Raw genomic sequence first — 17,728 nt, forward strand, 5'->3', positions numbered from 1 at the left:
GGCCAGCGCCTTAGCGCGATGAATCAGGACGCGTCGAGTGTTTCCGCAAGCCCGACGAGTTGCAGGAATTCCTCGCGCCAGTAGCCGCGCTGGCGACCGGCCAGCGTGGCGGCATCGTCATAGTCGAAGCCGCGCAGCAGGGTGTCACCGCGCAGCCGCTGGCCATAGGCGGCGACCGCCGCGACGAAGGCCATGTCGCCCCGGGCCGCGCGCGCATCGGCCAGCACGCGGGTGGAGACGGGCCGCTGGATCAGCCGCGAGCGATCCTGCCCCGGCAGCTTGTAGCGCAGCTGCACGAAGGCGATTTCGTCGGCCTGACCGCGCGTGCGCACCACCGAGCGTTCCTCACCGTTATTGCCGTCGTAGCGGCGCGGGCGCACCCAGCCGTCCTCTCCGGCAGGCACGATCTCATACAGCGCGGTGACCTGGTGCCCGGCACCGATGTCGCCGGCATCGACCGTGTCGTTGTCGAAATCCTCCTCGCGCAGCGCGCGGTTCTCGTAGCCGATCAGGCGATATTGCGAGACGTGCTGCGGATTGAATTCGACCTGGATCTTCACGTCGTGGGCGATGGTGAACAGCGTCGACTGCATCTCTTCGGAGAGCACCTTGCGGGCCTCCATCGCGCTGTCGATGTAGGCATAGTTGCCGTTCCCGTGGTCGGCGATCTGCTCCATCATCGCTTCGTTGTAGTTGCCGGTGCCGAAGCCCAGCGTGGTGAGCGTGATGCCGGAATCGCGCTGGCGTTCGATCATGTCGACCAGCGCGTCGCGATCCGAGATGCCGACGTTGAAATCGCCGTCGGTGGCCAGGATCACGCGGTTCACCCCGCCTTCGATGAAGCCCTCGCGCGCCCTGTCATAGGCCAGCCGCAGGCCGGCGGCGCCGGCGGTGGAACCGCCTGCGGAAAGCTGGTTCAGCGCCCGGCGGATGGCGCGGGTATCGTTGGTCGGCTCCAGCACCACACCTGTGGCCCCGGCGTAGACGACGATGGAAACGCGGTCCTGCTCGCCCAGTTCGCCGGCCAGCTGGTTCATCGCCGTCTTCACCAGCGGCAGTTTGTCAGGCGCGTTCATGCTGCCCGAGACATCGAGCAGGAAGACGAGGTTGGCGGGCGGCCGCTCGGCCCGTGGCAGGTCGTAGCCGCGCAGGCCCACGCGCAGCAGGCGGGTATCCGGGTTCCACGGGGTGATCGCCATGTCGGTGGTGACGGAAAAGGGCTGCGAGCGGTCGGCCGGGGCCGGGTAGTCGTAGCGGAAGTAGTTGATCAGCTCTTCGGTCCGCACGGCGGCCTGCGGCGGCATTTGGCCGTCGGACAGGAAGCGGCGGACATTGGCGTAGGCGCCCGTGTCGACGTCGACCGAGAAGGTGGACACCGGGTGGGTGGCGACCATGCGGATGGCGGAGACTTCCTCGCCATCGTAGCGCTCGCGGTCCTGGTACTGCGGCATCATCACCGGCGGCGGGGGCGGGGCGACAGCGTAGGACATGTCGGCGGCTTCTCGCTCGGCCATCACCGGGGCGGGCGGGGCATAAGCATCCACGGTGGTAACCCGCTCGACGACCGGCTCGGAGCCTGGCTTGTCCTGCGCGCAGGCGACGAGGGCCAGCGTGATGGCGGAGGCAGTGATTGCGCCGGCGAACCCGGCAAACCTGTTGCGATTGGTCATGTCATCTCTCCCCTTGGTGTCGGACGAGTCGGTCCGACTCTCCGAAAAGAGATGATATAACATGAAACATAGATGAATTATGGCGAAATTAAGGCAAGCTCTGCCCCAATTGGTCCCATTCGTCAAATTCGGTTCGTTTTACGCGGGGGTAGCGTGTCGCGCCGTCAGGCGGACTTCTTGCTCTTCTGGAACAGCACGCGGTCTTCGGGGCCGAAGCCCTTGGTCCAGATGACCCAGCCGTAGGCGACGAGGATCGCCGGGATGCCGATGACCAGTTCCAGCCATTCGGGCAGCAGGATCGCCACCTGTCCCACCAGCACGGCAGCGCCCGTGGCCCAGACCAGCGCGATGCGCAGGTTGCCGACCGGCGCCTTCAGCAGCGATTTCAGCAGCAGCGCCTTAATCACGCTGGAGGTACCCAGCGCCAGCAGCAGGGCCATGGCCGCGCCGGCCGCCATGTAGCCTTCGTCGAGGCCCAGGCGCTGCGCCAGCAGGATGATGCCGATGGTCATCACCGCCTGCAGCGCGATGACCCCGACCGAGATCGCCAGGTTGCGCTTCTTGGCGATGTAGACAAGCACGCCTTCGGACACGACCGCCATGGAAGCGACCGCCTCGGCGATCAGCAGCAGGGCGAGGGCGCCGGTACCGCCGACGATGTCCGACCCGCCCAGGCCCATCACTGCCTGTCCAGGGATTGCCAGCGCCAGGGCGATGCCCAGCTGCAGCGCGATGATCCAGAAGCCCACCTGCTGCACCTGCGAGGCGATGGCCTTCATGTTGCCGGTCTTCAGGTTCTTGGTGATCACCGGCGACAGGATCGGCTCGAAGCTGGTCTTCAGCTTCTGCGGCAGGCTCGCCACTTCCTTGCCGAAGTAGTAGATGCCCACCGCCGTGGAGGAGGTGAACAGGCCAAGCAGGAAGACGTCGATCAGGCGCGTGCCGCGCTCGATCACGTCGGCCCCGGCCAGCGGCAACGCCTTGCTGATCAGTTGCAGCAGGCCGCCCGGCGATGGACGCCATCCACGTGGCCGCCCGTAAGTGCGCAGGAACGACCAGGCGGCGGTCAGCATGGCAGCATAGATCGAGGCGAGATAGGCCAGTGCCACCCCGCCGTCGCGCATGGCCGGGATGAAGAAGAAGGCGACCACGGCGATGGACCGCGTCCACGGCTCCACCACGGCGCGCGCCCGCACGGTGGTGGCGATATCGAAGCGATAGGCTTGCGCTGCCAGCAGGATCTCGGTCAGCGCGAAGGCCGGGATGGCACCGATAATCAGGATGTCCCAGCGCCCGCTCATGCCGTTGGGGAAGATCAGGTAGGGAAACACTGCCAGCAGTCCGACCATCAGGGCGGACAACAGCAGCGATGCCAGCATGCCGTCGAACACGAGGTTGGTCTTCGACTTGTCGTCCTCGCCCGCGCCTTGTGTCAGTCGCTGGGCCAGCCCGCGCTTCTCGCCCAGCGCGCAGATCAGCGCGAACAGTTCCACCACCACCACGGCGGAGGCGAAGCGGCCCATTTCTTCCACGCCGTAGAGGCGATAGCCGAGGAACAGGAACGGGATGCCGCCGATCAGGCGGATGACGAAGCCCAGCGTGTTGGTGCGCCCGCCCTTGACGAGCGTGGTCATGTCATCCGTGCCGTCCGCAGCGGTGGATGCCGGCTTCGCCTGCTCGCTCAAGCCCGGTGCCCCTCGGCCTTCAGCGGGCGGGCCAGCAGGCCCTGCACCACGTCATTGGCGGGCTTGCCGCCCAGCAGGTCGTTCACCGCCTCGGTAATGGGCATGGAGACGCCGTGCTCTTCCGCCAGCCGTTGCAGCACCGGTGCCGTATGCGCGCCTTCGGCGACGGTGCGCTTGTCGGAAAGGGCATCCTCCGCACTCATGCCTTCGCCCAGCGCCTTGCCGAGCGAGAAGTTGCGGCTGTTTTCCGACGAACAGGTGAGCACCAGGTCACCCAGACCGCACAGCCCGTTCAGCGTTTCCGGCTTGCCGCCCAGCGCCATGCCGAAACGCAGCATTTCGGCAAACCCGCGGGTGATCAGCGCCATCCGTGCGTTCAGGCCCAGATGCAGGCCCTCGACTACGCCGCAGGCTATCGCCAGCACGTTCTTCACCGCCCCGCCGATCTCCGCGCCGGTGACGTCGTCGGAGTAATAGGGGCGGAAGTTCGCCCGCGCGATAGCCGGGGCAAGGCGGCGCCACTGCTCGTTCCCGCCACCGCAGGCGAGCGTGACGGCAGCCGGGAGCCCGGCGGCGACTTCATGCGCGAAGGTAGGGCCGGACAGCACGGCGATATCGGCATCGGGCGCGGCCTCGTGCGCCACCTGGTGCATCATCCGGCCGGTGCTCGCCTCGATGCCCTTGGAACACAGCACCAGGTCGCGCGGGAAACGGCCCATGGCTTCCATCACCTTGGCCATGTGCTGCGCGGGCGTGACCAGCAGCAGGATGTCGCAGTCCGGCATGGCAGACAGGTTGCCGGTCGCACGGATGCTCGGCGCCAGTTCGGCAGAGGGCAGGTACAGCTCGTTTCGGTGGGTGGAATTGATGGCCTCCGCCAGTCCGTCCTCCAGCGCCCACAACAGCACCTCGCGCCCGTCGCTGGCGAGCATGTGCGCCAGGGCCGTGCCCCAGGCACCCGCTCCGACGACTCCGATCGAGGACTGGCTCATGCTTTTACTCCTGCTCCGCGGGCGGGTTCGGCTTCCGGATCGAGCGGCCAGCGCGGCCGCGCCCGCAGGTCCAGCGGGTCCGCCGGGAATCCTGCCGCCAGCCGTTCGACGCCCGCCCAGGCGATCATCGCCGCATTGTCCGTGCACAGCGGCAAGGGCGGGGCGGTGAAGCGCAAGCCGAAGTCATCCGCCAAGTGTTCCAGCCCGCCGCGAATGGTCTGGTTCGCCGCGACCCCGCCTGCCACCACCAGCGCATTGACCTCGCCCATCCTGCGCAAGGCGATGTGCAGCCGGTCGAGGATGCAGTCGAGCGCGGCCTGTTGGAAGCTGGCGGCGATATCGGCGTCGGCATATTCGCCGCTGTCATGCGCGCGCAGCACCGCGCTCTTCAACCCGGCAAAGCTGAAATGCGGCTCCCCGCTGCCGACCATAGGGCGGGGCAGGGGCACCACTGCGGGATCACCTTCCTTCGCCAGCCGCTCCACCGCCGGGCCGCCGGGATAGCCGAGGCCGAGGATCTTGGCGGTCTTGTCGAACGCTTCGCCCAGCGCATCGTCGATGGTAGTTGCCAGGCGCCGGTACCGGCCCACGCCATCCACGCGCAGGATCTGGCAGTGTCCGCCGCTCACCAGCAGCAGGGCATAGGGAAATTCGAGGTCCGGGTCGGCCAGTCGCGGGCTGAGCGCATGGCCTTCGAGGTGGTTGATCGCCAGCAGCGGCGTGTCGCTGGCCATGGCCAGTGCCTTGGCAGTGACGAGGCCGACCATCACTCCGCCGATCAGGCCGGGACCGGCAGTGGCGGCAATCGCATCGCAATCGGCCAGCGTCTTGCCGCCTTCGGCCAGCACCTTCTCCACCAGCGGAGCGAGGCGTTCGGCATGGGCGCGTGCGGCAATCTCGGGCACAACGCCGCCGTAGGGCGCGTGCTCCTTTTCCTGGCTGGCGATGGCCTGCGCGAGGATTTCGCGCTCACCTGTCACCAGCGCGGCTGCCGTTTCGTCGCAGCTGCTTTCGATCCCGAGAACCAGTGTCATCGCGCTTCCCATTAGACGAACCCATGTCTAGGGCAAGCAAACCCATGTCGGAACAACCCTTACTGAAGCTCGGAACGCGGCGTTCGCCGCTGGCGCTGGCGCAGGCTGAAGAGACCCGCGCGCGGCTGTGTGCGGCCCATGGCTGGGACAGCAATGCCGTGGAACTGGTGCCCGTGGTGGCGAGCGGCGACAAGGTGCAGGATCGCCCGCTGGCGGAGATCGGCGGCAAGGCACTGTGGACCAAGGAACTGGACCAGTGGCTGGCCGATGGCAGCATCGATGCCGCCGTCCATTCGCTGAAGGACGTGGAGACGATCCGGCCCGACAGCCTGCACATCGTCGCCGTGCTGCCGCGTGCCGACAAGCGCGACCGGCTGATCGGCGCGGCCAGCCTGGCCGAATTGCCCGAAGGCGCGGTGATCGGCACCAGTGCGCCGCGAAGGGCGGCACAGGCGCTGCACCAGCGGCCGGACTGCAAGGTCGTCACCTTTCGCGGCAATGTCGCGACGCGGCTCGGCAAGCTCGACGCGGGCGAGGCGGATGTCACTTTCCTCGCCGCCGCCGGCCTCTCGCGGCTGGGGCAGGACGATGTCGGCGTCGCCCTCGATCCTGCCGACTGGCTGCCCGCACCCGCGCAGGGCGCCATCGCCATCGAATGCCGCGCCGACGATGCGCGGGCGCGTGAATTGCTGGGCGTGCTCAACCACGCGCCTAGCCACGCCGAGGTGATGGCCGAGCGCGCCCTGCTGCAGGCGCTGGGTGGCAATTGCCACTCGCCGGTGGCGGTGCTGTGCGACCATGCGGGCGAGACCCTCACCATGCGCACCGCGATCTTCAGCCCCGATGGCAAGGACCGGGTGGAAGCCGAGGCGAGCTTTGCCGTCTCCGATACGGCGGCGCCGGCCCGGCTGGCGGCAGACCTGCTCTCCCGCGCCACGCCAGCGATCGCCGCCGTTTTCGACGGTCCGCAATGATCTTCGTCATCCGCCCCGAACCCGGCCTGCAATCCACCTTGCAGGCGGCCCGCGAACGGGGCCTTCCGGCGGTCGGTCTGCCGCTGTTCGAGGTGATGCCGCGCAACTGGGACGCGCCCGATGCGGAGCAGTTCGACGCGCTGCTGCTGGGGAGCGCCAATGCCCTGCGCTATGGCGGCGACAAGCTGGCGCAGTACCAGTCGCTGCCCGTCCACGCCGTGGGCGAGGCGACCGCCGACGCCGCGCGCGAGGCTGGCTTCCAAGTCGCGCAGACGGGCGAGGGTGGGCTGCAAAAGGTGCTCGACACGGTGCAGCAGCCGACCCGCTTCCTCCGTCTTGCCGGAGTCGAGAAGGTGCCGCTGACGCCCCCCAAGGGCAGCACGATCACCACCCGCGAGGTCTACGAGGTGCGCGCCTTGCCGATTACCGGCAGCGCGCAGGTGGGTCTGCGGGCGGGCGATCCGCTGGTGCTGCTGCACAGCGCGGCCGCCGCGCAGCATTTCGCTGCCGAGGTCGACCGTCTCGGCCTCGACCGTGGCAAGATGCGGCTCGTCTGCATCGGCCCGCGCGTGGAAAAGGCGGCTGGACAGGGGTGGGCCGAGGTCAAATCCGCTCCACAACCCAGCGACGCGGAGCTGTTGGCCTTGGCTGCTGACATGTGTCATTAGGAATTCTCATCCGATACGCGGGACCGCGTGAAGTCTCGCGACGGGTCGTCAAAGGAAGTCATGAACCAGAGATACGATTACCGGCCGGGAGGCAGTCCGCAGACCAAGGCGACGATGCGCCCTGTGCTGATCGCAACGGGCGTTGCCTTCCTCTTGGGTGCGTCAGCCGCTTACTACTTCGCCAGCGGCGGCGATCTGGGACTTGGCAGCCTGTTCAATGTGCGCAGCGATGATGCTGCCGAGCAGGCGACGGAGCAGCCTGCGGCGCTCGCTTCCGAAAGCATCGCCACGCCAGTCCCCAGTCCCAGCGCGTCGGAAAGCGCCGCGTCCGAAGCGCTCGAAGTCGTGGAGCGCGCCGAGCAGGTCGTGGTCCAAGCCGGCGGTCTCGACAGCCGCGTTGCCGCGATGGAACAGCGCCTGACCCGGCTCGACATCCAGTCGCAGGCCGCCGCGGGCAATGCCGCGCGGGCAGAGGGTCTGCTGATTGCCTTCGCCGCCCGCCGCGCCATCGAACGCGGCGCGCCGCTCGGCTACCTGGCGGACCAGTTGCGGCTGCGCTTCGGGGAGTCACGCCCCAACGCCGTGCAGACCGTGATCGACGCTTCGCAGGACCCGGTCACGCTGGACCGGCTGGTGGCACGGCTGGAAGGCCTCGCCCCGATGCTCAACAATGCGCCCGCCGATGAAGGCGTGTTCACGCGTATCGGTCGCGAACTGTCCGAACTCTTCATCGTCCGGCGCGAGGATACGCCGTCGCCGGTCGCCGAACGGCGGCTGGAGCGGGCGCGCCTGTTCCTGGAAAGCGGACGCATCGAGGCGGCGGTGTCGGAAATCCGCAACCTGCCCAACGCGGCGGAGGCGGAAGAATGGATTGCCGATGCCGAGCGTTTCGCCGCCGCGCAGCGGGCGCTGGAAACGCTGGAAACGGCCGCCGTACTTGATCCGCGCGGCCTGCGCGATGCGGAGGGAGAGCCGGTGCAACAGGCCAGCCCGGCCGTGCGCGACAGCGAAGCGGTCGACTAGGCGGAAGCCTAGCCCTTCAGCAGTTCGGGCAGCTCGCCGCTCATCCCGCGGGCTTCGTCCATGAAGAAGCGCTTCAGCGCGGGCATGCGCTGCACGCCGCCCATGCCGAACCGGCGCACCGCGCTGGCCAGCTTGCCGGGAATTCCGAACAGGCGGGTGAGCGTATCGGTCGCGCCCATTACCATCAGCGAGTCGAGCGCGCGCCACTTCTCGTATCGGGCCAGCATCTGCGCATCGCCGGGTTCGAGGCCCAGCCGCATGCCCTCCACCAGCACTTCCACCAGCGCGCCGACATCGCGCAGGCCAAGGTTCAGGCCCTGGCCGGCAATCGGGTGCATGCCGTGGGCGGCGTCCCCGACCAGCGCCAGGCGGTGGTCGATGATCTTGGCGGTGTGCTGGAAACCCAGCGGGTAGCTCGATCGCCCGCCCTGCATTTCGATGGCGCCGAAAATGCCGTGCATGCGCTTTTCGACTTCGCGCTGGAAGGCGCGGTCGCTCAGTGCCAGCACGCCCGCGGCATCCTTCTCGTCCACCGTCCACACCAGGGCGGAACGGTGGCGACCCTGCTCGTCGTCGAGCAAGGGCAGCAGGGCGAAGGGGCCATCCGGGTAGAAGATTTCCCAGGCGACGCCGTCATGCGGCTTCTCGTGCGTCAGGCCCACGATGATGGCGCGGTGGCGATAGTCCCAGTGCGCCATGGTGAAACCGGCTTCCTCGCGCGTAGGCGAGCCGCGGCCTTCGGCGCCGACCAGCAGGCTGGCTTCCAGCACCGTGCCGTCGCCCAGCGTGGCGGAGACGCCATGTTCGCCGCGTTGCCGCTCGACCACGTTGGCCTTGGCGTGCCAGGCTATCAGCGGTTCGTCCTTCGCGGCTTCGAACAGCGCGAGGCGCAGCGTGCGGTTGGGGAACATGCGCCCCAGCGTGCCTTCGTGCGGCTCGGGCGTGAAATCGATGCGACCGGGCTTCATCCCGTCGGTGACGGCAATGGATTCGATCCGGCAGCCGTGCGGCTCTAGCGCGTCAGCCAGGCCGATGTTCTTGAACAGGTTCCAGCTGGCGGTGGAGATGGCCGAGGCACGTCCGTCAAAGCCTTCGGCGGTCAGCTCCGCCGGATCGGCGCGGTCGACGACGTGGCTGGAAATGCCCTTCTTCGCCGCGGCCAGTGCCAGCGTCATGCCAACCAGGCCGCCGCCAAGAATGAGGAGATCGCGCTTGTCCGCCATATGATCGGTCACTAGTTGTCCCGCGATATGCAGGCAAGCACCCTGTCCCTTTTCCGGTATGTCGCCACGCTTCTGGCGCTCTTCGGTGCCCTTCTGGTCGCACCGGTTGCGGCGCAGCAGCCGAACCGCATCGCGGCGGACTTGGTGGCCGAACACGCGCCGCTTCCGGGCGAGACGCTGACGGTCGCCCTGCGTTTCCGTCCGGACGAGGGTTGGCACGGCTACTGGGCCAATCCCGGCGATGCGGGCGAAGGGATGGTGCTCGACTGGAACCTGCCCGCAGGCTGGCAGGCCGGAGAGCCGCAATACCCGGTGCCCGAGCGGCTGGAACTGATCGGCCTGATCAATCACGTCTACAAGGATCCCTACGCGGTGCTGGTGCCCTTGGAGGTGCCCGCCGATACCGCCGTGGCGAACATCGCGCCGATCACGGTCGAGGCGCAGTGGCTCGCCTGTTCGGACCGGCTCTGCGTTCCAGAACGCGCGACGCTGACGCTGCGTTTCCCGCAGGAAACAGCCGAACTGCGCAACCAGTTTGACGCACACCGCGCTGCCATTCCGCCGCTGATCGACCAGCAGGCGCGACTGGCCGTGACTGACCAGCACCTGCGCCTCGCCGTGCCGCTGCCCGCTGCTGTCGGCTTGCCCGATCCGCATGTCTACATCGAGCAGAAGGACGTGATCGATTACGGTGCGGTGCAGGCCTTCTATCGCGATGGCGACCTGCTGGTGGCGGAAATCGCGCGCGGTGGCCTGCGTGCGGAGCCGGACATGCTGGCGGGCATTCTGGCTTTCGGCGACGAGGGTGAGGGCATCCGCTTCACCGCCGCGCCCGGAGAGGTGCCGACAGGGGGCGCACGCCTTGGCGGGCGCGCGGTCGATACGCCGCTCTACCTGCTGCTGGGCGGCGCCTTGCTTGGCGGCCTGCTGCTCAACCTGATGCCCTGCGTCTTCCCCATCCTCAGCCTGAAGGCGCTGACGCTGGCCCGTGCGGGCGGCGAGGAGCGGCAGGCGAAGGTGGAGGGGGTGGCCTACACCGCCGGCGTCGTGCTCGCCTGCCTTGCGCTGGGCGCCTTGCTACTGGTGTTGCGCGCGGGCGGCGCGCAGATCGGCTGGGCCTTCCAGCTGCAGGAGCCGCTGGTGGTTGCTGCATTGCTGGTGCTGGCCCTGCTGATCACCGCCAACTTTGCCGGCCTGTTCGAGATTCCCAGCCTGCCGATCCGCACCCGCGGAGAGGGCGGAGCCTTTGCCACCGGCCTGCTCGCCGCCGTGGTCGCGACGCCCTGCACCGGCCCGTTCATGGCCGCTGCGCTGGGGGCCGCGCTGCTGCTGCCTGCTGCACAGGCGCTGCTGCTGTTCGCTGCCCTCGGCTTCGGCCTCGCCTTGCCGTTCCTGCTGCTGGGCTTCGTGCCTGCCTTGCGCCGGATGCTGCCCAAGCCCGGCGCATGGATGGAGACCTTCCGCAAGGTGCTGGCCGTGCCCATGGGCCTGACCGCGCTGGCGCTGGCCTGGCTGGCATGGCGCCTTGGTGGCGCGCACTTCGCCTTCGGCGCGGCAGCGGTCGGCGTCCTGATCGTGGTGGTGCTGATCTCGTGGCGGCAGCGCAGGCTGGTGATGACGGGGATCGCCACGCTTGCCGCGCTCTACTTCACCGTCAGCCTGCCGTTCCGCGTGGAAGAGCAGGTCGCCAGCGCGGAAAGCCTGCTCGATCCGGTGGCCTATTCGGAGACCGCTCTGGCCGAGGCGCGCGCTTCGGGGCAGCCGGTGTTCCTGTGGTTCACCGCCGATTGGTGTCTCACCTGCAAGGTCAACGAACAGGTCGCCATCGAACGCGAGGCGACACGCGAAGCCTTCGAGGAAGCGGGCGTGGTGGCCATGCGCGGCGACTGGACCCAGCGCGATCCGGAAATCACGCGTTACCTGGAAGAATGGCAGGTCGCGGGCGTGCCGCTGTATGTCTGGTATCCGGCTGGCGGAGCGGGTGAACAGCTGCCGCAGGTGCTCACGCCCGACATGCTGGCCGAACTGGCCTCCGGCGCGGACTAGTCTTCGGTTGTTTCTTCGGTTTCGGGGGTCGGTGCCTGTACCGGCTCCGGCATGCCGCCCGCGCGGCACCATTCGACGAATTCGCCCGGTATCCGGCTGCCGCCGATCTCCAGCGTGCCGCGTCCCGGCAGGGTGGCGATCAGGTCGCGCGTGCCCTCGAATACTTCCAGCTGCGGGTCTTCGGCGGGCAGCCGCGCTTCCCAGTGCCAGCCGCCTTCTCCCAGCGTCGCGTCGACGAGGAAACGGCTGCTCATGCCGTTGCCCAGCACCGGGAACAGCGCGCCTTGCCCCGGCAGGGCGGTGGCATGACGGATGATCACCATTTCGGGCGGATCGGCCTCCACCTCGCAGGCGAGGGTGAGGAAGGGCTCTTCCTCGACATAGCCGAAGGCGATGGCCTGGCCGTCCCCGGCCACGCTCCAGCGCGCGCCGCTGGTGTCGGGCGACGGCTCCGCCATGGTCTCGCGCGCGGCCTCGTCCAGCGCAACCCGCTGCACGCCTTCCTGCGGCACGGCCGGTTGGCGGTCGCAGGCGGCGAGCGAGAGCAGGAGGATGGCGGGCAGGTATCGCATCGTCCGCAGCGATGCGCGCGAGGAGCTTCGGAAATCAAGCGGTATCGGCGATTTGTCCCGAATTACCCTCTGCGGTGCTGCCCGATAGCTGGACTGCCGGGTGGATCAGCGTGCCCGGATGAAGGCGCGAATATCCTCTGACAGTTTGTGTCGGTCCTCGTCGCGCACGTACATCATGTGGCCCGCATCGTAGTAGTGGAACTCCACCCGGTCCTGCGGGATGCCGGTACGATTGAGCGACAATTCGGCTCCGAAGAACGGCGTGGCGAAATCGTAGTAGCCCTGCGCCACGAAGGTGCGCAGGTCAGAGTTCTGCCGCATGGCCTGCCCGATGTAGGGCGCCACGTTGAGATAGGCGTTGCGACCGAATCCGCTGAGCGTCCAGTCCCACAGTCCACCGATACTGCCGATCGACTGGTATTCACGGGTGGTCTCGAAGCCCAGGGTCTCGCGCGTCCAGGCATTGATCGCGGCGGTATAGCCCGCGTCGATGCCGTAGAAGCTGGGATCGTTATCCGGTGTTTCGCCGGCATCGTCGAAGTCGGTACCGGTATAGCGCGCGTCCAGCCGACCGATGGTCAGCCCCTGGTCGCGCAGCAGCTCCTTGTAGAAGCGCTGGGACGTGACGCGCAGGTCCGCCTGTTCGAGGTAGCGCTCCGACAGTCCGGTCAGCCGCGAAAGCTCGGCACGGACGGCGGCGCGTTCCTCCGCCGGGAGGTCCGTGCCTTGCAGCAAGGCGGTGATGTAGGGGCCGATGGCGAACTGGCGGGCCTCCTCGGCGATGGCCTCAGCAGAGGGAGCCTGCACCCGGCCGTGGTACCAGGCGGCAGTGGCCATGTTGGGCAGGGTGACGACATAGGCCATTTCGTTGCCCGACGTCGGCTCGCGCGCGGCGAAGTCGAGGATGGTCGAAATCAGGATCAGGCCGTTGAGCCCGACGTCGTTGTAGGTCGAGCCTTCCAGCTGGTTGACCACGGTCGCGGTGCGGGTGGTGCCGTAGCTCTCGCCGCCGAGGAACTTCGGGCTGTTCCAGCGCCCGTTTTCGTTGATCCAGCGCCGGATAACTTCCGCCACCGCCTCGGCATCCTGCGTCAGGCCGTAATACCGCGCCGGATCGGTGTCTTCGAGCAGGTAGCTGAAGCCGGTGCCCGGCGGGTCGATGAAGACGAGGTCGGCGACATCGAGCAGGCTGTCGGGGTTGGGCAGCAGCGGGTAGGGCGGTCCGCCGTCGTCCTGCGCGTCGGACGGGATGGCGACCCGCACCGGGCCGAAAGCCCCCATCTGCAACCACACCGAACCCGAGCCGGGACCGCCGTTGAACAGGAAGAACACCGGACGCGAGGTGTCGCGCGGGGTGCGGACATAGGAAGTGGTGACCACCACCGCCTCGGGCGTGCCATCGTCGGCGGACAGCAGGTTCTCCTGCATCGTCACGCGATAGTCGATCCGCTGGCCGCCGAAGGTGCCCGTCATGTCCGCCGTCCGCACCTGCAACTCGGGCGCGGCGACCTCGTGGGTCTCGCCGTCGGCCGTGCGATCCTGGGCCAGCCCCGCGGGGGTGGCGAGCGCGCACAGCGCGGTGGCTGCCAGCAGGGCGAGCGGACGGGTCTTGGTCATGAACTGGGTTTCCCTGAATGTTGCGCGGGCAACTAAGGGTGCCGCAAGGGCAGGGTCAAGCGCTGGCGCGGTGCTAGCGGCCCATCTTCCGCTGCGTCTTGCCGTAACGCAGCTTGCGGGTGCCCGGCTTGCCCTCGTTGCTGCGGCCGACGAGAGGGGCCTTCTTCTCGCCATCGCCCAGTCCGAGCTCGTCGTTTTCGAGGCGGCGGATCTCGTCGCGCAGGCGCCCGGCTTCCTCGAACTCCAGGTCAGCGGCGGCGGCGCGCATGCGCTTTTCCAGGTCCTCGATGTAGGAGCGCAGGTTGTGGCCGACGAGGTTGTTCACCTCGTCGTCGCCGGTGTCGACGGTGACGCCGTCCTGCGCGGCGGTGTGGGCGACGATATCGGCGATGGCGCGCTTGATCGTCTGCGGCGTGATGCCGTGTTCCTCGTTGTAGGCGCGCTGCTTCTCGCGGCGCCGCTCGGTCTCCGCCATGGCGCGTTCCATGGAACCGGTGATGCGATCGGCATAGAGGATGACGCGGCCATCGACGTTGCGCGCGGCGCGGCCGATGGTCTGGATCAGCGAGGTTTCCGACCGCAGGAAGCCTTCCTTGTCGGCATCGAGGATCGCCACCAGCCCGCATTCGGGAATGTCCAGGCCTTCGCGCAGCAGGTTGATGCCCACCAGCACGTCATAGACGCCCAGCCGCAGGTCGCGGATCAATTCGATACGTTCCAGCGTCTCCACGTCGGAGTGCATGTAGCGCACCTTCACGCCCTGCTCGTGCATGAACTCGGTCAGGTCCTCGGCCATGCGCTTGGTGAGGGTGGTGACGAGCGTGCGATAGCCCTTGGCGGCCACGGCCTTGGCCTCGGCGATGCAATCCTGCACCTGGTCTTCCACCGGGCGCACGTCGACCGGCGGATCGATCAGGCCGGTAGGACGGATCACCTGCTCGGCGAACACGCCGCCGGTCTGCTCCATTTCCCACGGGCCGGGCGTGGCGGACACGGCGAAGGTCTGCGGGCGCATGGCGTCCCACTCGTTGAAGCGCAGCGGGCGGTTGTCGATGCATGACGGCAGGCGGAAACCGTATTCTGCCAGCGTCAGCTTGCGACGGTGGTCACCGCGCGCCATCGCGCCGATCTGCGGCACTGTCTGGTGGCTTTCGTCGACGAACAGCAGCGCGTTTTCCGGCAGGTATTCGAACAGCGTCGGCGGCGGCTCGCCGGGCAGGCGCCCGGTCAGGAACCGGCTGTAGTTCTCGATGCCGTTGCAGCTGCCGGTGGCGGCGATCATCTCGAGGTCGAAATTGGTGCGCTGCTCCAGCCGCTGGGCTTCCAGCAGGCGGCCTTCCTCGTGCAGTTCCTTCAGCCGTTCCTGCAGCTCGAACTTGATGGCCTCGGTCGCCTGCTTCATCGTCGGGCCGGGGGTGACGTAGTGCGAATTCGCATAGACGCGCACCTTGTCGAGGTTCTGCCCCTTCTTGCCCGTCAGCGGGTCGAACTCGGCGATTTCCTCGATCTCGTCGCCGAAGAAGCTGATGCGCCAGGCGGTGTCCTCCAGGTGGCTGGGGAACAGCTCCAGGTTGTCGCCGCGCACGCGGAAGCAGCCGCGCGCGAAGGCGGTGTCGTTGCGCTTGTATTGCAGGGCGACGAGCTTGCGGATCAGCTCGCGCTGGTCGACCGTGTCGCCTGCCTTGATGTCGAAGACCATGGCCGAATAGGTCTCGACCGAGCCGATGCCGTAGAGGCACGAGACCGAGGCGACGATCAGCACGTCGTCGCGCTCCAGCAGGGCGCGGGTGGCCGAGTGGCGCATCCGGTCGATTGCCTCGTTCACCGAGCTTTCCTTCTCGATGTAGGTGTCGGACCGGGGCACATAGGCCTCGGGCTGGTAGTAGTCGTAGTAGCTAACGAAGTACTCGACCGCGTTTTCCGGGAAGAAGCTCTTAAACTCGCCATACAGCTGGGCTGCCAGGATCTTGTTCGGGGCGAGGACAAGGGCAGGGCGCTGCAACTGCTCCACCACCTTGGCCATGGTGAAGGTCTTGCCGCTGCCGGTCACGCCCAGCAGCACCTGCGTCTGCTCGCCCTGCTGCGCGCCTTCCACCAGTTCGGCGATGGCAGTCGGCTGGTCGCCGCTCGGCTCGTAATCGGAAACCAGCTTGAACGGCTTCTGGTCCTTCGCCTTTTCCGGCCGCGCGGGCTTGTGCGGGGTGAACTCGCCGGAGGTGTCCGGCTCTTCCAGTCCGCGGCGAATGACGAGCTCTGCCATGGCGGGTGATATGGGAGAGGCGGAACGCCTTGGCAACGCGCTTTGCCCGATATTTACATTTCCCCGATATCTCAGCGGCTTCGCTATCGAAGGAGGAGGCCATGCCTCGCCCTGCTGCAATGCTGCTTGCCGCGCTGCCGATGCTGGCGGCCTGTGCCGAGGACGATCCCGACAACATTCCCCTGCGCGGGAACTGGGAGATGGCCACGCAGCTCGACAGCCTGACGATCGACGGCACGATCGTGCGGCCGGAAATGCTGCCGCCCGAAATCGCCCGGCTCAACGCCAGCGAGGCACGGTGCGGAGAACCGGTGTTCAGCGACCGCCAGGGGCAGCAGGACGTGCTCGACTGGCGCGCGGGCGGGGCTTGCGAATTCGAGACCTACGAGGTGAACGGCGCGCGGGTGACCACCACCGGCCAGTGCCGCAATGTCGGCGGGATGGAGACGTTCAACCCGCGGTTCGACGCCTCGGTCGTGCAGCGGGAGGACAATTTCCGCATGGTCGTGTCCATGGAAGGCTCTGCCGAAATCCCCGGCGAGGGCACCCATTACCTCAAGATCATCGCCGTGCAGGAAGGCAACCGCACCGGCGATTGCTGAGGCAATGCCAATGCGTTTCGCCGCAAGCGCATTGGCAGGCATCACGCTGCTCGTTATCGTAAGCCCTTGAACCCAGCGGCGTTGTGCCGCGCTTATGTTCTCGGGGGGAATTTCCAATGCGCCTTATCCATACCTTGCCGCTGGTTGCCGGCCTTGCCCTTGTCGCCTGCGGCGATTCCGGCGCGGTGGAAGATCCGTCCGATCCCGAACAGATTGCCGCGGCGACGGCCGACCTGCCCAAGCCGCTGGCGGGCGAATACCGGATGACCGGCGAACTGGTGGAGTTGGCGGTTCCCGGCGCCTCAGACGAGGAAATCCAGATGATCCGCGGGATCATGGAAATGGCCGCGACGCAGGAACGCACTTTCTGCATGACGCAGGAAGAAGCCGACGAAGGCTATCGCGAATTCCTCGAGAACCTCTCCGAAGGCACCGACGAGTGCGAGTTCTCCGAATTCAGTGTCAACGGCAACACGCTGGCGGCGACCATGCAGTGCGACGATGGGGCGGGAAGCACCGGCACCATGGAATTCGGCGGCAACATCAGCGAAACCTCGCAGGACATGACCGTGACGATGGACATGGCCAATGCCGAAGAAGGCGATTCCATGCGGATGGTGCTGCGCAATCAGACCGAACGCATCGGCGACTGCGCTGGTTGAGTAGGCTCGCGCGTCAAATCAACAACTTAGGCTGGCCCGAAATGGGACAGCGCCCGGCTTTTTGCACTCTGCGAATTGCAGGTGGCGGTGGCATAGGTATTCCTTCACAGCGAACCCGGCGGGCATTGCCTGCCGCTTGCTTACGGGGAAATTCCGATGCGCCTTATTCACGCCCTGCCGCTGCTTGCCGGCCTTGCCCTGGTCGCCTGCGACAATTCCGCCGAGGAAGCGTCGGAAGAGGCCCTGTCGATGGACGAGGTGCTGGCCGAGATCGAGGATAACGGCGTGATGCCGCAGCCCGGTCAGTACGGCACCACCTTGGAGCTGATCTCGTTCGAGATGCCCGGTGCCACCAGCATCGACATGAGCGCGTTGCAGGAAGAATTCGCAGAAGGCGCCGCCAGCGACGCCAGCTATTGCGTCACCGAGGAAATGACCCGCGAGGCGTGGATTTCGGAAATGACCGACAATACCTGCACGGTCAGTCGCCTCACCGCCGATGGCAACGATTTCAACCTGGCGATGACCTGCGACGCCGCCGACGGTCCGCAAGGTCGCATCCTGATGACCGGCACGGCCACCGAAACCGGCTCCGACATGGAGATGGCCTTCAACCAGCCGATCCCCGGCGTGGGCGATGCCACGATCCGGATGCGGGTAATTTCGGAACGCACTGGCGATTGCAGCTAGGCTCGCTATC

15 protein-coding genes are annotated in these 17,728 nt (G+C 67.2%); 7 read left to right on the forward strand and 8 right to left on the reverse strand.

Annotated features, from left to right (window positions below):
* Positions 1-23: 23 nt before the first annotated feature.
* The 4 genes from OZN62_RS12790 to tsaD form a co-directional block, all read right to left on the reverse strand.
* Positions 24-1,670: a vWA domain-containing protein gene (locus tag OZN62_RS12790; protein ID WP_330848748.1), complete on the reverse strand. Its 1,647-nt coding sequence runs from the start codon at positions 1,668-1,670 to the stop codon at positions 24-26.
* Between the two features lie 164 nt (positions 1,671-1,834).
* Positions 1,835-3,304 carry a lipopolysaccharide biosynthesis protein gene (locus OZN62_RS12795; protein ID WP_269102185.1) on the reverse strand — a complete coding sequence of 490 codons (1,470 nt, stop codon included), beginning with the start codon at positions 3,302-3,304 and terminating at the stop codon, positions 1,835-1,837.
* A 47-nt stretch (positions 3,305-3,351) separates the two neighbouring features.
* On the reverse strand, positions 3,352-4,347 hold the full coding sequence (locus OZN62_RS12800; protein WP_269100255.1) for an NAD(P)H-dependent glycerol-3-phosphate dehydrogenase: 996 nt from the start codon (positions 4,345-4,347) through the stop codon (positions 3,352-3,354).
* Positions 4,344-5,381, reverse strand: a complete 1,038-nt coding sequence (gene tsaD, locus OZN62_RS12805; protein WP_269100256.1) for a tRNA (adenosine(37)-N6)-threonylcarbamoyltransferase complex transferase subunit TsaD — start codon at positions 5,379-5,381, stop codon at positions 4,344-4,346. The genes OZN62_RS12800 and tsaD overlap by 4 nt, the downstream gene beginning before the upstream one ends.
* 44 nt (positions 5,382-5,425) lie before the next feature.
* Here tsaD and hemC point away from each other — a divergent pair, with 44 nt between their 5' ends.
* Genes hemC through OZN62_RS12820 form a run of 3 tightly spaced genes read left to right on the forward strand, consistent with a single transcriptional unit; the run spans position 5,426 to position 8,046 of the window.
* Positions 5,426-6,355 (forward strand): hydroxymethylbilane synthase, encoded by a 930-nt coding sequence (gene hemC / locus OZN62_RS12810; protein WP_269100257.1) that lies wholly within the window; start codon positions 5,426-5,428, stop codon positions 6,353-6,355.
* Entirely contained in the window at positions 6,352-7,023 is a 672-nt protein-coding gene (locus tag OZN62_RS12815; protein WP_269100258.1) for a uroporphyrinogen-III synthase, read from the forward strand. Before hemC ends, OZN62_RS12815 begins: the two co-directional genes overlap by 4 nt.
* A gap of 60 nt (positions 7,024-7,083) precedes the next feature.
* Positions 7,084-8,046 carry a hypothetical protein gene (locus OZN62_RS12820; RefSeq protein WP_269100259.1) on the forward strand — a complete coding sequence of 321 codons (963 nt, stop codon included), beginning with the start codon at positions 7,084-7,086 and terminating at the stop codon, positions 8,044-8,046.
* 8 nt (positions 8,047-8,054) lie between these two features.
* Here the strand turns inward: OZN62_RS12820 and OZN62_RS12825 are convergent, their stop codons facing one another.
* Positions 8,055-9,269, reverse strand: a complete 1,215-nt coding sequence (locus OZN62_RS12825; RefSeq protein WP_269100260.1) for an FAD-dependent monooxygenase — start codon at positions 9,267-9,269, stop codon at positions 8,055-8,057.
* A 27-nt stretch (positions 9,270-9,296) separates the two neighbouring features.
* On the opposite strand from OZN62_RS12825, the gene OZN62_RS12830 reads away from it, so the two are divergent.
* Positions 9,297-11,315, forward strand: a complete 2,019-nt coding sequence (locus OZN62_RS12830) for a protein-disulfide reductase DsbD family protein (protein ID WP_269100261.1) — start codon at positions 9,297-9,299, stop codon at positions 11,313-11,315.
* Here the strand turns inward: OZN62_RS12830 and OZN62_RS12835 are convergent.
* The 3 genes from OZN62_RS12835 to uvrB all read right to left on the reverse strand — a co-directional run bounded on the left by OZN62_RS12835 (position 11,312) and on the right by uvrB (position 15,764).
* Positions 11,312-11,887: a hypothetical protein gene (locus tag OZN62_RS12835; RefSeq protein ID WP_269100262.1), complete on the reverse strand. Its 576-nt coding sequence runs from the start codon at positions 11,885-11,887 to the stop codon at positions 11,312-11,314. The two genes, OZN62_RS12830 and OZN62_RS12835, sit on opposite strands and share 4 nt — an antisense overlap.
* A gap of 105 nt (positions 11,888-11,992) precedes the next feature.
* Positions 11,993-13,504, reverse strand: coding sequence for a S10 family peptidase (locus tag OZN62_RS12840; RefSeq protein WP_269100263.1), 1,512 nt, complete (start codon positions 13,502-13,504; stop codon positions 11,993-11,995).
* A gap of 73 nt (positions 13,505-13,577) precedes the next feature.
* Positions 13,578-15,764 carry an excinuclease ABC subunit UvrB gene (gene uvrB, locus OZN62_RS12845; RefSeq protein WP_269100265.1) on the reverse strand — a complete coding sequence of 729 codons (2,187 nt, stop codon included), beginning with the start codon at positions 15,762-15,764 and terminating at the stop codon, positions 13,578-13,580.
* 101 nt (positions 15,765-15,865) lie between these two features.
* On the opposite strand from uvrB, the gene OZN62_RS12850 reads away from it, so the two are divergent.
* The 3 genes from OZN62_RS12850 to OZN62_RS12860 all read left to right on the forward strand — a co-directional run bounded on the left by OZN62_RS12850 (position 15,866) and on the right by OZN62_RS12860 (position 17,718).
* Positions 15,866-16,366: a DUF3617 family protein gene (locus tag OZN62_RS12850; protein ID WP_269100266.1), complete on the forward strand. Its 501-nt coding sequence runs from the start codon at positions 15,866-15,868 to the stop codon at positions 16,364-16,366.
* A gap of 116 nt (positions 16,367-16,482) precedes the next feature.
* Complete coding sequence (locus tag OZN62_RS12855; RefSeq protein ID WP_269100267.1) at positions 16,483-17,028, forward strand: DUF3617 domain-containing protein; 546 nt, start codon at positions 16,483-16,485, stop codon at positions 17,026-17,028.
* Between the two features lie 156 nt (positions 17,029-17,184).
* Positions 17,185-17,718 carry a DUF3617 domain-containing protein gene (locus OZN62_RS12860; protein WP_269100268.1) on the forward strand — a complete coding sequence of 178 codons (534 nt, stop codon included), beginning with the start codon at positions 17,185-17,187 and terminating at the stop codon, positions 17,716-17,718.
* Positions 17,719-17,728: the final 10 nt, after the last annotated feature.

Origin of the sequence: Aurantiacibacter sp. MUD11, from assembly GCF_026967575.1 — a bacterium.
GTDB lineage: Bacteria > Pseudomonadota > Alphaproteobacteria > Sphingomonadales > Sphingomonadaceae > Alteraurantiacibacter.